This is a genomic window from Kushneria phyllosphaerae (assembly GCF_900312995.1).
Classification (GTDB): Bacteria; Pseudomonadota; Gammaproteobacteria; order Pseudomonadales; family Halomonadaceae; genus Kushneria; species Kushneria phyllosphaerae.
In genome coordinates this window covers 275,195-288,736 of sequence record NZ_ONZI01000003.1, presented here as the reverse complement: position 1 = coordinate 288,736, position 13,542 = coordinate 275,195, and the positions used below count along the sequence as shown (strand labels likewise).

Annotated in this window: 14 protein-coding genes; 2 read left to right on the top strand and 12 right to left on the bottom strand. The window is 60.9% G+C overall.

Annotated elements, in window-relative coordinates; genetic code table 11:
* Positions 1 to 60: 60 nt before the first annotated feature.
* The 10 genes from KSP9073_RS11235 to KSP9073_RS11190 all read right to left on the bottom strand — a co-directional run bounded on the left by KSP9073_RS11235 (position 61) and on the right by KSP9073_RS11190 (position 10,270).
* On the bottom strand, positions 61 to 1,032 hold the full coding sequence (locus KSP9073_RS11235) for a cyclodeaminase (RefSeq protein WP_243409208.1): 972 nt from the start codon (positions 1,030 to 1,032) through the stop codon (positions 61 to 63).
* A gap of 6 nt (positions 1,033 to 1,038) precedes the next feature.
* The gene (gene eutB, locus KSP9073_RS11230) at positions 1,039 to 2,019 is read right to left on the bottom strand and encodes a hydroxyectoine utilization dehydratase EutB (RefSeq protein ID WP_108843056.1); all 981 of its coding nucleotides are present in this window, start codon (positions 2,017 to 2,019) and stop codon (positions 1,039 to 1,041) included.
* 127 nt (positions 2,020 to 2,146) lie between these two features.
* Positions 2,147 to 3,640 (bottom strand): NAD-dependent succinate-semialdehyde dehydrogenase, encoded by a 1,494-nt coding sequence (locus KSP9073_RS11225; protein ID WP_165814234.1) that lies wholly within the window; start codon positions 3,638 to 3,640, stop codon positions 2,147 to 2,149.
* Between the two features lie 257 nt (positions 3,641 to 3,897).
* Positions 3,898 to 4,851, bottom strand: coding sequence for an ABC transporter substrate-binding protein (locus KSP9073_RS11220; RefSeq protein ID WP_243409207.1), 954 nt, complete (start codon positions 4,849 to 4,851; stop codon positions 3,898 to 3,900).
* A gap of 129 nt (positions 4,852 to 4,980) precedes the next feature.
* On the bottom strand, positions 4,981 to 5,664 hold the full coding sequence (locus KSP9073_RS11215) for an ABC transporter permease (protein ID WP_207771462.1): 684 nt from the start codon (positions 5,662 to 5,664) through the stop codon (positions 4,981 to 4,983).
* On the bottom strand, positions 5,664 to 6,299 hold the full coding sequence (locus tag KSP9073_RS11210; RefSeq protein WP_108843053.1) for an ABC transporter permease: 636 nt from the start codon (positions 6,297 to 6,299) through the stop codon (positions 5,664 to 5,666). Before KSP9073_RS11210 ends, KSP9073_RS11215 begins: the two co-directional genes overlap by 1 nt.
* Entirely contained in the window at positions 6,296 to 7,462 is a 1,167-nt protein-coding gene (locus KSP9073_RS11205) for an ATP-binding cassette domain-containing protein (RefSeq protein ID WP_108843052.1), read from the bottom strand. The genes KSP9073_RS11210 and KSP9073_RS11205 overlap by 4 nt, the downstream gene beginning before the upstream one ends.
* 57 nt (positions 7,463 to 7,519) lie before the next feature.
* Positions 7,520 to 8,023: a cupin domain-containing protein gene (locus KSP9073_RS11200; protein ID WP_108843051.1), complete on the bottom strand. Its 504-nt coding sequence runs from the start codon at positions 8,021 to 8,023 to the stop codon at positions 7,520 to 7,522.
* An 88-nt stretch (positions 8,024 to 8,111) separates the two neighbouring features.
* Positions 8,112 to 8,828, bottom strand: coding sequence for a gamma-glutamylcyclotransferase (locus tag KSP9073_RS11195; protein ID WP_165814233.1), 717 nt, complete (start codon positions 8,826 to 8,828; stop codon positions 8,112 to 8,114).
* Positions 8,829 to 8,956: 128 nt separating this feature from the next.
* Positions 8,957 to 10,270, bottom strand: a complete 1,314-nt coding sequence (locus KSP9073_RS11190) for a solute carrier family 23 protein (RefSeq protein ID WP_108843049.1) — start codon at positions 10,268 to 10,270, stop codon at positions 8,957 to 8,959.
* 317 nt (positions 10,271 to 10,587) lie between these two features.
* Between KSP9073_RS11190 and rutR the strand changes: the two genes are divergently transcribed.
* Entirely contained in the window at positions 10,588 to 11,247 is a 660-nt protein-coding gene (gene rutR, locus KSP9073_RS11185; protein WP_108843048.1) for an HTH-type transcriptional regulator RutR, read from the top strand.
* A 103-nt stretch (positions 11,248 to 11,350) separates the two neighbouring features.
* Positions 11,351 to 12,547 carry an NAD(P)/FAD-dependent oxidoreductase gene (locus tag KSP9073_RS11180; RefSeq protein ID WP_108843047.1) on the top strand — a complete coding sequence of 399 codons (1,197 nt, stop codon included), beginning with the start codon at positions 11,351 to 11,353 and terminating at the stop codon, positions 12,545 to 12,547.
* Between the two features lie 32 nt (positions 12,548 to 12,579).
* Here the strand turns inward: KSP9073_RS11180 and KSP9073_RS11175 are convergent, their stop codons facing one another.
* Together KSP9073_RS11175 and KSP9073_RS11170 are read right to left on the bottom strand one after the other, a co-directional pair.
* Positions 12,580 to 13,095 carry a GNAT family N-acetyltransferase gene (locus tag KSP9073_RS11175; protein ID WP_165814232.1) on the bottom strand — a complete coding sequence of 172 codons (516 nt, stop codon included), beginning with the start codon at positions 13,093 to 13,095 and terminating at the stop codon, positions 12,580 to 12,582.
* Between the two features lie 157 nt (positions 13,096 to 13,252).
* Positions 13,253 to 13,507 carry a hypothetical protein gene (locus KSP9073_RS11170; protein ID WP_108843045.1) on the bottom strand — a complete coding sequence of 85 codons (255 nt, stop codon included), beginning with the start codon at positions 13,505 to 13,507 and terminating at the stop codon, positions 13,253 to 13,255.
* Between the last annotated feature and the right edge of the window lie 35 nt (positions 13,508 to 13,542).

Genomic DNA, 13,542 nt, shown 5'->3' with positions numbered 1-13,542 from the left:
GGTACACCGTTTCCCCGGGTAGCCACACAACGCTTCCCCTAATCCGGCGCCGTCTGAGTCCTACGCCACCAGCCTTTTCAACGCAAAGCTGGCAATGGCGGTATCCTGCACCCCGGTGCCGGTCAGATCGCATACCGTGATCTGATCGTGCCCCGTACGGGGAGATTGGCCGGACGCTATCACTGGGCCCAGTTCCTGCACCTCAAAGGGCATCGTTTTGCCAGCCCAGGCCTTGAGTTCACCGTTGCTCTCGCTCTGGGCACGGGTATCGGCCACGAACACATCGGCGCACGTCATCACGGACACCTCGAGCTCCCGTTTTTCCGGACTGTCCGAGCCCATGGCGGTGACATGAACCCCCGCAGGCAGATGCCCGGCGTCCAGCAGCGGCGACTTCGACGGTGTGGTGGTAATGATCACGTCTGCCTCGCGGCAGGCGCTTGCCATGTCGCCATGCACATTGACAGTGAGACCTTCAAAACGCTCGCGGATGCGTTCGGCATACGCGTTGGCGCGGTCGGTGTCGCGCGCCCAGACATCGACGGTATCGATATCGCGCACCAGCTTGAGCGCGGCGATCTGCAGTTCGGCCTGGACGCCCGCCCCGATGACGGTAGCTCGACGACTGTCATGGCGCGAAAGGTGCTTCGCGGCAATGGCACCGGCCAGCGCAGTGCGAATATCGGTGAGATACCCCTCATCAAAGAGCACGGCCTCGACCAGCCCGGTTTTGGCCGAAAAGACGATCATCAACCCGTTGAGACTCGGCAGGCCCAGTGACGGGTTGTCAAAAAACCCGGGGCTGACCTTGATGGCAAAGCGATCATGGCCGCGAATGTGGGCGGTCTTGACGTCGACCTCGCCGTTGGATTCCTCAATCGCCATGGAAAGAATCGGCGGCTGCACCACCCGGCCCTGCCCCAGCGCGCGAAAGCCGGCTTCCACGGCGTCGAGCGCGGCGTGATCAAGCCGAACGACGTCCTGAATCTGTATGCGGTGATAAAGCTCCATCCCTGCTCCCGTGTTCTGCATGATGGTTCATGGATCGACCATGTTTTTTGCCCGCTGCCAGGTGGCCATGTCCACACCGTTGCCCGAGACGATCAGCGCGACCCGCTCCCCGCGAATATCAATGGCGTGCTCCTCGAGCGCCGCCAGTCCGACGACCGCGGCCCCTTCCACCAGCATTTTCTCGGTTTCCAGAAAGTGCACCATGGCACAAGCAATGGCATGTTCGCTGACCTGGCAGTGATCGCTCATCACCTCACGCACCAATGGCCAGGTGCAGTGGTTTTCAAGACCAATGCCGCCACCCAGCGAGTCCGCCAGCGTCTCGACCTCCTCGACCGCCACCGGATGCCCGGCCGCCAGACTCTCGATCATGGCCGCCCCGTGCATCATGCTGATACCGGTCACCTGCACCCGCGGATTGATGCCGCGAACGGCGCACCCGATGCCCCCCAGCAGCCCACCGCCGGAAAGGCCGATCAGCACTCGGTCGAGTTCGGGCACATCCTCCATCAGCTCAAGCCCGATGGTGCCCTGCCCGGCCACAATCAGCGGATCATCAAAGGGCTCGATCAGCGTCATGCTCTCATCCTCTACCAGCCAGCGCGCCTCGACGAAGGCGTCATCCTGACTGCGCCCCACCGTGCGTACCTCGGCGCCCAGCGCCTCGATGGCGGCGACCTTGTTGGCCGGCACCAGCTCCGAGACGCAGATAATGGCGCGCGCGCCCAGCCGGGACGCTGCCCAGGCCACCGCCCGACCGTGGTTGCCGGTCGAGGCGGTGGTGACGCCGCGGGCAAGCGCTGTTTCGTCAAGGGCGGCAATGGCGTTGAGCGCGCCCCTGAGCTTGAAGGCCCCGCTGGGCTGCAGGGTCTCAAGCTTGAGATAGACCTCGGCCTCGAAGCGCTCAGAAAGAGAAACGGATTTCACCAGCGGCGTTCTCACCGCCTGACCGGAGATCCGGGCGCGGGCAAGATAAATATCGTGCAGGGTCACGGGACAGCGGGTCATGGCGTTCTCGGTCGGTAAAAGGCGGATGCGCCACGGTGTTTTACTCTGGAACCGTTTTATTCTGGAACCGTTCCACCCTGGCGCACGGGGCCGGCTGCTTCAAGGCAGCCGGCGTTGCGCCATGGCCTCAGCTGCCGGACGGCCCCGGCATGTTCCCCAGACAGAAGTACTTGGTATCCAGATACTCCTCCAGCCCCTGAGCACCACCCTCGCGGCCAAGCCCCGACTGCTTCACCCCGCCAAAGGGAATCGGTGCACCGGTCATTTTCAGCGTATTGACGCTGACCATGCCGTACTCAAGTCCGCGCATCATTTTCCAGATGCGTTTGACATCATTACTGTAGATATAGGCCGCCAGACCATATTCGGTGTCGTTGGCCGCCGCCACGACCGCCTCGTCATCATCGAAAGCGCACACGCCGGCGACCGGCGAGAAAGTCTCTTCGCGGAAGACGCGCATGGCCGGGGTAATGTCGGCTAGAAGCGTGGGGATAAAGAAGTTGGCGCCCGGTGCCATCGACTGGTTCCCGGCCACCAGACGTGCACCCTGTTCCAGAGCGTCATCGACGATGGCCTGAGCCGCCTCGACCGCGCGGCGATGGATCAGCGGGCCGATATCGACCTCCATCATGCCGCTGCCCACCCTGAGGGCTTTCATGTGCACGGCAAAGCGCTCCAGAAAGCGATCATAAATACGGCGATGTACGAAGATGCGATTGGCGGCCAGACAGTCCTGCCCGGCGGTCTGGAACTTCGCTGCCACCGCATCACGGGCAGCCTCGTCGACATCCACATCCTCACAGACGATAAAGGGCGCATTGCCGCCGAGCTCCAGTGACATGCGCTTGACGCTGCCGGCACTCTGGCGAATCAGCAGCTTGCCCACGCGCGTGGAGCCGGTAAATGACACCGAGCGCACCCGGTCATCGGTGCAAAGCACCTCCGATACCGTGGCAGGCTCCCCGGTCACCACGTTGAACACCCCTGGCGGAATACCGGCGCGCTCGGCGAGTTCCGCCAGCGCCAGCGCCGTAAACGGCGTCTCATTGGCCGGCTTGACGATGACAGGACACCCGGCCGCCAGCGCCGCACCTGCCTTGCGCGTAATCATGGCCAGCGGGAAGTTCCAGGGCGTGATCATCACCGACACCCCTACCGGCTCCTTGAGCGTGCCCAGCAGGGCGTTGGGGATATGACTCGGAATCGTCATGCCGTAGGCACGGCGCGCCTCTTCGGCGAACCATTGAATGAAGCTGGCGCCGTAATCGACCTCGCCACGGGCATCGCGCAGCGGCTTGCCCTGCTCCAGCGTCATCAGGTGCGCCAGATCCTCGCGGTGTTCATGAAGAAGCTGGTACCAGCGCTGCAAAAGCCGGCCCCGTTCCTCCACCGACAGCGCTCGCCAGCCGGCGAAGGCACGCTCAGCCGCCGTCACGGCACCAGTGATCTGCTCGGCGTCCAGCAGCGCGCAGTGTCCCAGCGTTTCGCCGTTGGCCGGGTCCAGTACGGGCTCATCGTGATTGCGGCGCCCGGCCGTCCATTGGCCATCGACATAGGCAAGCTGGCGAAAAAGGCGTGGGTCGTTGAGCTGCATGTCACCTCCTGGACGCAGGCGCGTCATGAATGCACGTGATGGAAAAGGAGAATGCCGGCAGCCGGTAAACAGGCTGTCGCCACCTGCCTTCCAGCGTGACAGAGACGCTCGGGAGTTTTTTCTGTCCTCGTGCCTGCCGCCGTGACTTTTTTTCCTTATGCGCGGTGCAACCTGGTGTTTTTTTGGTCAATGCCGGTGCAGACCCGGACGATACGGCAATACGCCGACACAAAAACGCCGCCTCGAAGGGCGGCGCTGGCCAGCAGCAAAAGCAGTGGCGCTTCTTAATTCGCCGTTTTCTGGTCGCTGTCCATGTGCTCCTCGACCCACTGACTGGCAACCTGCGCCGGATCAGCCTTGTCGATCTCGACACGATGGTTCATGTCCTGCAGGTCTTCCGTGGTCAAAGTTTTGGACACGCGGTTGAGGCTGTCGCGCATCTCATCATTGAGCGCCTCAGTGCGTGCGATCGGCACGATGTTCTGGGCCGGCTCCAGGTCCTTGTCATCCTTGAGCGCCACCCAGTTATTTTCGGCAATGGCGCCCTGAGAAGAGAACATGCGTGCCACATCGATATCGCCGTTGGACAGCGCCCCACGGGTCAGCGGCCCGCCGGCATCCAGTGAGCGGAACCCGTCAAACTCGATGTTATAAACCCGCTTGAGCCCGGGAATGCCGACATCACGCGTGCGTGTTTCCGGCGGCCCGCCCAGCGTCAGCTCACCCGAGACCGGCGCCAGATCGGAAAAGGTTTCCAGACCGTATTTCTCGGCCGTCTCGGAGGTGACCACCAGCGCATCGCGATCCTCGGCCGGCGAGGCGCCCAGCGCCTCGATCCCATCCGGCAGAACGCTGCGCAGCGCCGTCATGACGTCTTCATTATTGCGGGCGTCAACATGCGCCTCGTCCTGATCAAGATACGTCATCAGCGCCCCGGAATATTCCGGCAGCAGATCGATTTCACCATTGGTCAGCGCCGGGAACACGACCTCGCGCGAGCCCAGGTTGAGGCGGGTAGAGACATTAACCCCATCACTTCGGAGCACATCGGCGTAGATGTTGGCGAGAATCAGCTGTTCAGGAAAATTGGTCGACCCGATGGTCAGGCTCGCCTGAGCCTTGTCGCCATTTTGTGTGGTGCCCTTGTCGGCACTGTCATCGTCACCGCCGGAGCAGCCGGAAAGCGCCGCCAGTGCCAGGGCCCCGAGCCCCAGTTTCCACCCACGGCCCATGCTCATGTTTCTGTTCATAACCCTGATACTTTTTGTCATGAAGTGCATTCCCTTGTGTTCGTCATTGGTCTGTCGATTCTGGCCCAGAGGGGCACTGCGTGCATCCTGCCAAGGCCATCACCCCTGCTATTGCCATCATCCTTGCTGCTGCAGCCCTTTGGCCGTGATCAGCTTCTGAAGGCCCGCAAACAAAAGCTCGGTCACGACCGCCAGCACGGCGACCAGAATGGCGCCGACCAGCACCTGGGCGAGATCACGCACGGCAAGCCCGTCGATCAGATAGCGCCCGAGACCGCCCAGCCCCACATAGGCGGCCAGTGTTGCCGTCGACATGACCTGTACGGCAGAGGTGCGAACGCCTGCCATGATCAGCGGCATGGCAATCGGCAACTCTACCTGCCACAGGCGCTGCCAGCCGGTCATGCCCAGCGCCACGGCGGCCTGGCGTACGGCCGGGTCCACCTCGCGCATGCCCACAAAACTGTTGGTGACCATCGGCGGAATGGCCAGTGCCACCAGTGCCACGATCACCGGAATCACGCCATAACCCACCAGCAGAAAGACCAGAATGATGACGCCAAAGGCCGGAATGGCGCGCCCGATGTTGGAGATGTTAATGGCCAGCAGTCCGCCGCGCCCGCTATGCCCCAGGCCAATGCCGATCGGCAGCGCGATAGCGGCGCCGATCAGCGTTGAGATCAGCACGTAGGTGACATGCTCAAGAATATGGTCGGGGATACTGCCGGGCCCCTGCCAGTTCATCGGCTGGGAGAAAAAGTCGATTACCCCGGTCATGAGCGTCATGACATCACTGTTCATCAGTGCACTCCCCGCTGCCAGGGCGTCAGACAGTACAAAAGACCGACCAGCGCCAGATCCACCGTGACCGCCAGCGCCACCGACAGCATAAAGCCGATGATCAGCGGAGTGGCAAAACTCAGGGTAAAGCCGGTGATGAAGAGCTGCCCCAGTCCACCCTGGCCGATCAGGGCGGTGACCGTCACCATGCCGATAATGGTGACTGCCGCTATGCGAATGCCTGCCACGATGACCGGCAGGGCAATGGGCAGTTCAACGGCAAACAGCCGCCGAGCCGGCGTATAGCCGAGTGCCCGTGCCGCTTCACGCACGATGGGCGACACCCCGCGCAGTCCCTGAACGATGTTGCGGAACAGGATCAACAGCGTGTAGAGCGTCAGCCCGATCAGCGAGGTCGCCATCGACAGCCCGGTGAAGGGCATCAGCAAAATGAACAGCGCCAGTGACGGAATGGTAAACATGACCCCGGTGATGGCCAGCGACGGGCCATAAAGCCGCGGCCAGCGCACCGCCAGCAGTGCCAGAGGAAAGGCAATCAGAAACCCGAACAACAGCGACAGCCCGACCAGCTGTACATGCTGCAAAAGCGCTGCCGTAATCTGATGGCTGTTGGAGACGACCCAGTCCCAGTTCATGACAGGCGCCTTGTCAGCTGCAGCTGATCGATCACGCCCAAATAGCGCCCCTGATCATTGAGCACCGGCATGACCTCACCCGGCGCACTGATCAGGGCATTGAGCGCGCTTCGCAGGTTGTCATGCATATAGAGACGATGGCGCCAAGGCTTGAGAGGCAACGAATCGATCCGTGCCCGATCATCGGCGTGCTTGAGGGTCTCCCAGTCCAGCCAGCCGAGCGGGGCACGATGCTCATCAAGCACCACGATGCCACTGCTGCCGGCCTGCTGCAGATAACTACGCGCACGCGCCACGATCTCGTCTCTCGGTGCCGTCAGACCCGCGTCCAGCTCCAGACTGTCGAGGCGCTCCAGCGCCAGACGCCGCAGTTCACGATCGGCCCCGATAAAATCGATCACAAAGTCGCTCGCCGGTGCCGAGAGAAGACGCGCTGGCGTATCGAACTGGGCCAGTTTGCCGCCCTGGGCAAAAATGGCCACCCGGTCACCGAGCTTCATGGCCTCATCGATATCGTGGGTCACCATGACGATGGTCTTTTGAACCCGACGCTGCAGACTCAAAAATTCCTCCTGCAAGTGGGCCCGCACGATGGGATCGACCGCAGCAAAGGGTTCATCCATCAAAAGGATGGGCGGATCGGCGGCCAGTGCCCTCGCCAGTCCCACACGCTGCTGCTGGCCGCCGGAAAGCTGATGCGGATAGCGCTTGGCCAGCGCTTCATCAAGTCCCACCAGCTCGACCAGCTCGGCGACGCGCTCACGAATGCGCTTTTTGTCCCAGCCCAGCAGGCGCGGCACAACGGCGATGTTGTCGGCGATAGTCTTGTGGGGAAAGAGCCCCGAATGCTGCATGACATAACCGATCTGGCGACGCAGCAGGGTAGCATCCACCGACATGACGTCCCGGTTACCGATCAGAAGTCGCCCACCGCTCAGGGTTTCCAGCCGGTTGATCATGCGAAGTGTGGTGGTCTTGCCACAGCCCGAGGGGCCCACCAGTACGGTCAGCTCGCCGGCCGGCAGGGTCAGATCCAGCGACTCGACAGCCACCGTGCCATCGCTGTAGCGCTTGGTGACCCCTTCAAAAACGATAGCACTGCTGTCGTGGGTATCACGATCTTCTGCGCGGTCACGTTGGCGATGATCATCCGTCAACGGCATGTCCTCCTGAAATTGGATCAACGCTGCCCTGAACCGGCAGCGTGCTATCGATGAGCATCAGACCCAGTCGCTGGCCACGCCCACCGCTTCGCCTGCCACCGGATCACGCGCCGGCTTTGATAGCGCATCGATTCGGCTGCGAACGGCGGGCGTATTGTCACCGCTGCGACAGATATCCCAGTCTCCCTGCTCGCGCGGATAGCCGGCCGTCACGGCAAAATCATGGCTGGCACTGATTCGACAGTGTCCGGTGCCCGCCGGTAATACCATCACGTCGCCGGCGCGGACCTCGATGTCATCGCCCTGTTCGCCACCCAGCCTCAACGTCGCGGCGCCGTCATATACCCCCAGCACCTCGTGGGCGGTGCTGTGAAAATGGTGGTCATCAAGGACACCGCCACGCCACTGAACGGGCCAGCCGTTTCGCTCAAAAAGGGCCTCAAGCGTTGCTACCAGCGAAAGGCCATCTTCTGCTGTTATGGCGCGATAAAGCAGCACGGGATAGCGGCTATTGGGAATGCGGCCATCTTCCTGAAACAAAAGGGTCTGCGGCTTTTTCATTCATATATCCAAGGGATGGTGATGCAGGCATCTCGTCGCTATCAGTACAGCAGGAAATGAGGCAGTCTGCGACAAACATGCAAAGCTCCTAACGGCTGCGCGCGGTGCGATTATAGGCATGCACGGCGCGCTGTATTCGGGCCAGATAAGTATCCTCGACGCCCAGATCACGCAGGCCTGCCACCGTGTTATCAAGATACTCGAGGCAACTGCCCAGCACGCCAGTGGCCCGGGCCAGACGATGAACGATATCGCCATCCGAAAGCCCTGGCAGATAGCGTGGGTGGTCCGGATTGGCGATAAAGGCAATACCCGGCAGCTCGCCCTCATCGGTGGCCAGCGTCACCCAGCACGGCACATAGGCACCGGTGATCATCTCGCGTCGCCACACCAGTAAAAGCTCGTGCGCCAGATACGGTTCGCTGACCCGAAGCGCCATGCCCTCACTGTCCCCGCCGGGGATCAGGGCCAGCATCAGCCCCGGACATTCGGGTGTGCCGCGGCCATGCTCCAGATTCAGACAAAAGTCACGGTGATAGCCCTCAAGGCGCACACGCCGGCGCTCCTCGACCTCGATACACGGATTCCACACCAGCGAGCCATAGGCAAAGAGATACACGCCATCGATCTTCTCGGCGCAGGGCGGCCGATTCGAAAGCATTTCGTTGATCGAGTCACGAAAGGCGTCGTTGGAGACCAGCATCTCCTGCGGATGGCATTTCTCGTAATGGGCGCGCAGACGGTCGGCCTCGAGCACCTCGCGCGTCATGGCCAGCGGTCGTTCCTCATCCGGCTGTTCGTTCATGGAGCGCCCTCGCTTATGACAGTCATGACACAAGCCTAACGTGAACGGCCCCTGAAAACGAAAGCATCGGTTGTGATAACGACATGGCCCTGTCATGCCAGACGCATGACAGGGCCACAGGCAGGAGATCAGTGACCGCTTTCCAGCGTCCTGCGCGCCGTGCCGCGACGCAGGATGGCATGCAAAATGACCGCGCCGAAGGTAGCGGTACCGATGCCATCAAGCGTGAACTGTCCAAGGCTCAGCGAGAAATTGCCGGCACCCAGCACCAGCGTGACGGCGACCACGATCAGGTTGGCGTTATCCGCCAGATCCACGTTGTTCTCGATCCAGATGCGCGCGCCGGCCACGGCAATCAGGCCAAAAACGACAATCGAGGTGCCGGCCAGCACTGGCCCGGGGATGGTGTGAATCACCGCCCCAAAACGAGGTGAAAAGCCCAGAAGGATCGCAAAGCCGGCAGCCGCCACGAAGATCAACGTCGAGTAGACGCGGGTCACTGCCATGACGCCGATATTTTCGGCATAGGTCGTCACCCCGGTACCCCCGGCCGACCCGGAGAGCATGGTTGCCAGACCGTCCCCCAGAAAGGCGCGGCCGATATAAGGGTCGAGATTGCGCTGGGTCATCGCGCCGACCGCCTTGATGTGGCCAAGATTTTCGGCGACCAGAATCACCGCCACCGGCGCGATCAATACCATCGCATGGGCGCTGAACTCGGGAGTCGTGAAGGTCGGCAGGCCAAACCAGGCCGCCTGTGAGATCACCGAGAAGTCAATCGGCGTGCCCCAGCCCAGACCATTGGTGACCACGGCATAGAGGATATAGGCCGCTACCAGCCCGACCAGAATCAACAGTCGCTGCAGCATGCCGCGCGTGAATACCGCTGCCAGCCCGACGCAGAGGATGGTCACCAGCGCCATGACACTGTCAAAGGAGGAGTCGGCCACGCTCGACACTGCCACCGGTGCCAGATTGAGCCCGATGGTCATGACGATCGCTCCGGTAACCACCGGTGGCAACAGGATTTCGATCCAGCGAGTGCCCAGTGCCATGACCACAAGGCCCACCAGAGCATAGATCGCACCGCAGGCGATGATACCGCCCAGCGCCAGAGCGATATTGGGATTGCCGCCGCTGCCAGCGTAACCAGTCGCCGCAATCACCACACCGATAAAGGCAAAGCTCGAGCCCAGATAGCTTGGCACACGCCCGCCCACGATCAGAAAGAACAGCAGCGTGCCGATACCGGACATCAAAATGGCCAGGTTGGCATCAAAGCCCATCAATAAAGGCGCCAACACGGTCGAGCCGAACATGGCCACCGCATGCTGAACGCCCATGAGCAGCGTCTGGCCGGCACTCAGGCGCTCATCAGGCGCGACCAGTCCGCCCTTGCCAGCGTCGGCAGGCTGCCAGCGTGGAAACCAGGATTGTGCCATTGCTTGTCTACTCCAGCCTTGTCATCGGATGCCATTTGGCGCGCATTCTACCGTCCCGGGCGACTGGATGCTTCTCCATGATGGTGTCATGCTCCCGCGCCCCACTCCCTGAAGGATCGGGCGACAGGCCGCCTTTCGTTCGGCATGCCATGACAGAACCGCTTGATCGCAGGCACAACAGCGAAGCACATGCTTCAAAACAGTGACCCATCCCCTTTTACAACGGTATAAAAACTGACGCATCCTCCCGGATGAAAGCCATGGGGGGTAACCTCTGATATCCTGGAGCTCCTACAAGCGATGATGATGACGCATCAATGAATGATGACCAGACCCGTTTGAAGGCAGTGCCTGCCAACAGCAAGCGTCGCGGAGCCATCGAGCAACGCCGGGCCGGCATGCGCCAGGCCGCCCTGCACTTTTTCTCGCGCTTTGGCCTGCATGGAACCAGCCTCGATCAAGTGGCCGAGCGTGCCGGCGTCTCCAAAACCAATCTGATCTATCACTATCCGACCAAGGAAGCGCTCTATACCGCCGTGCTTGGTGACATGCTTGATCTCTGGATTGCCCCCTTTCAGGCGCTACAATCTGATGCTGATGCCCTGCCCGCCATTCGCCACTACATTCGCCTCAAGCTGGAGCTCTCGCGTGATCATGCCGAGGCTTCGCGACTTTACTGTCTGGAAATGGTGCAGGGCGCGCCGCACCTGGGGGGCATACTGAAGGGCAGTCTGCGCGCGCTGGTCGATGACAAGGCAAAAGTCATTGAGCAATGGGTCGAGCGCGGCGACATCGCACCGACCGATGCATGGCATCTGTTCTATCTCCTGTGGGCCACCACCCAGCACTACGCTGATTTTACCGTTCAGATTGAGGCCATTTCCGGAAACACCCTTGAAGACCCGGTCTTTCTGGAAGCGGCCGTCAGTCATCTCCAGACACTCATCATGAATGGTCTGATGCCTCGCCCCTCCTGATTTGCCCCGACACCGCTGCCTGTCGTGAACTACGCTTGAGCTATCAGGTTTGCCGGCCGGAGGCCGGAACTGCACTCAACGCATTTCAGGACAGGGAGTCGATATGCAACGCCATGATTATCTGATTATCGGAGCCGGCATGGTGGCCGCCAACGCCGTCGACGGCATTCGCGAGCACGACAAAACGGGCAGTATTGCCATTCTGGGCGCCGAACCCGACGGCCCGGTCACCCGCCCCGCGCTTTCCAAAAAGCTCTGGACCGATCCCGATTTCACCTACGACAAGATCTGGATGCAGCCGGAGCAGGATGACCACACCACGCTGTATACCGACACGCGCGTGCAGAGCATCAATCGTGACGAGAAAACCGTGACAACGGCCTCGGGCGAGGTGCACGGCTACGACAGGCTGCTACTGGCCACCGGCGGCACGGTTGTGACACTGGATGACCTGCCGGCAGGCGAGCGCGTGCTCTATTTTCGCACCGTGCGTGACTATGACCGCCTGCGCGAGCTGTCAGGCAATCAGCGCCATATCGTTGTGGTGGGTGGCAGCTATATCGGCACCGAGATTGCCGCGGCACTGGTGCAAAATGACACGCAGGTCACGCTGGTCTATCCCGAGGAAGTGCTGGGCAGCAGGATGTTTCCGCCGTCGCTGGCCAGCTGCTTTCATCAGACCTATCTGGATCAGGGCGTGAAACTGTTGGGCAGTCGCAGCGTCGACACCGGACAGGTACAGGGAGAGCGCGTAACCCTGTCACTCGATGACGGCAGCACGCTGGAAGCCGACGCGGTGGTGTTCGGCCTTGGAGTCACGCCCAATATTGAGATCGCCGAACAGGCCGGCCTTGAGGTAGATGGCGGTATCATGGTCAACGAGCGGCTGCAGACCGCCGATGAGCATATCTTCGCCGCCGGCGACGTCGCCTGCTATCCGGACCGGATTCTGGGCCGCCGTCGTATCGAGCACGTCGATCACGCCAACCAGTCCGGCATCACCGTGGGCCACATCATGGCCGGCAGCCGTGAGACCTACGACCACACGCCATATTTCTACTCCACGGTTTTCGACATGGCCTATAAGGCCGTCGGCACACTCGACAGCTCACTTGAGACCGTCGAGGACTGGGAAACCCCGCAGGAGAAAGGCGTGGTGTATTACCTGGAAGACGGCAGGGTCAAGGGCGTGCTGCAGCTCAACATGGACCCGGAAAAACTCAATGATGCCCGCAGAGTATTAAACGATACGTCAGAGCAGAGCGAGGAAACGCTCAAGGGACGTATCGAGATTGCCTGAGCCTCGCGGCATAGCCATATGCCTGCCGCGGGCTAAAGCGTCAGGCGCATGATGTAGTCGGTATCCACGACTTCGCCCATGTGGAAGTCGTGGGTACCCATAATTTCAAATCCCATGGACGTATAGAACCCGATGGCCTGGTGGTTGTTTTCCCATACCCCCAGCCAGACAAAATGACTGCCGGATGACCGGGCAACGGCCATCACCTGGTCAAACAACATCCGACCAAGCCCACGCCCCTGAAAGGTCTTTAGCAGGTAAATCCTTTCGATTTCGATACCGTCCTCTTCCCGAGATTCGGTCTGGGCGTCCCCCCAATTCATCTTGAGATAGCCGGCGACATGGCCGTCGACCTCAAGCAGCCAGAACCTGGACTGCGGGTGGCCAAGCTCTTTTGTCACCACATCAAGATCAAAGGCGCGATCAAGATACTGCATGATGATCTGTTCATCATTCATGGGCCCAAACGTCTGGCGATAGGTTTCACGCCCCACCTGCGCCACTGTCGATGCATCTTCCGGCCCGCACGCTTTAAAGACGACCGTCATGCCTTTCCCCTCAAACGGTTCGATATGCCCAACAGACGCTGTACATGCCTCTGCTCTTTTATTTGACTCAACGACGCCGATTGAGAATACATTATGGCTATCCATAAAAAACGGGCGCCCTGATCAAGGGCGCCCGCTTCACGGTCTGGCGAGGCGTTTAGATGCTCAGACGACTGTCGTTAAGCTTTGAGATCACCAACTTTGAGCGGCGCTCGATCTCTTCCAGCATGCCGGCACACTCGTCGGACATGCCGCTGTCACGGATGTCGGCCAGTGCCAGCAGTGCCGTGAGCTGGCTGCAGGTGTCCAGTGCCTTTGCCTGGTCACCGTCATTGTTGCCCATGACATGATCTTCCAGTTCACGCATATGGTTATTGGCCTGATCCAGAATATTGCGTTCCAGCCTGATCATGTTCTCTACCCTTGTTCGTTCGTTGCAATGTATCG

What these genes read in the sequence shown, in the direction of transcription:
- KSP9073_RS11235 (WP_243409208.1), bottom strand. Translation starts at nt 1,032, where the DNA reads ATGCAGAACACGGGAGCAGGGATGGAGCTTTATCACCGCATACAGATT.
- eutB (WP_108843056.1), bottom strand. Translation starts at nt 2,019, where the DNA reads ATGACCCGCTGTCCCGTGACCCTGCACGATATTTATCTTGCCCGCGCC.
- KSP9073_RS11225 (WP_165814234.1), bottom strand. Translation starts at nt 3,640, where the DNA reads ATGACGCGCCTGCGTCCAGGAGGTGACATGCAGCTCAACGACCCACGC.
- KSP9073_RS11220 (WP_243409207.1), bottom strand. Translation starts at nt 4,851, where the DNA reads ATGAGCATGGGCCGTGGGTGGAAACTGGGGCTCGGGGCCCTGGCACTG.
- KSP9073_RS11215 (WP_207771462.1), bottom strand. Translation starts at nt 5,664, where the DNA reads ATGAACAGTGATGTCATGACGCTCATGACCGGGGTAATCGACTTTTTC.
- KSP9073_RS11210 (WP_108843053.1), bottom strand. Translation starts at nt 6,299, where the DNA reads ATGAACTGGGACTGGGTCGTCTCCAACAGCCATCAGATTACGGCAGCG.
- KSP9073_RS11205 (WP_108843052.1), bottom strand. Translation starts at nt 7,462, where the DNA reads ATGCCGTTGACGGATGATCATCGCCAACGTGACCGCGCAGAAGATCGT.
- KSP9073_RS11200 (WP_108843051.1), bottom strand. Translation starts at nt 8,023, where the DNA reads ATGAAAAAGCCGCAGACCCTTTTGTTTCAGGAAGATGGCCGCATTCCC.
- KSP9073_RS11195 (WP_165814233.1), bottom strand. Translation starts at nt 8,828, where the DNA reads ATGAACGAACAGCCGGATGAGGAACGACCGCTGGCCATGACGCGCGAG.
- KSP9073_RS11190 (WP_108843049.1), bottom strand. Translation starts at nt 10,270, where the DNA reads ATGGCACAATCCTGGTTTCCACGCTGGCAGCCTGCCGACGCTGGCAAG.
- rutR (WP_108843048.1), top strand. Translation starts at nt 10,588, where the DNA reads ATGAATGATGACCAGACCCGTTTGAAGGCAGTGCCTGCCAACAGCAAG.
- KSP9073_RS11180 (WP_108843047.1), top strand. Translation starts at nt 11,351, where the DNA reads ATGCAACGCCATGATTATCTGATTATCGGAGCCGGCATGGTGGCCGCC.
- KSP9073_RS11175 (WP_165814232.1), bottom strand. Translation starts at nt 13,095, where the DNA reads ATGACGGTCGTCTTTAAAGCGTGCGGGCCGGAAGATGCATCGACAGTG.
- KSP9073_RS11170 (WP_108843045.1), bottom strand. Translation starts at nt 13,507, where the DNA reads ATGATCAGGCTGGAACGCAATATTCTGGATCAGGCCAATAACCATATG.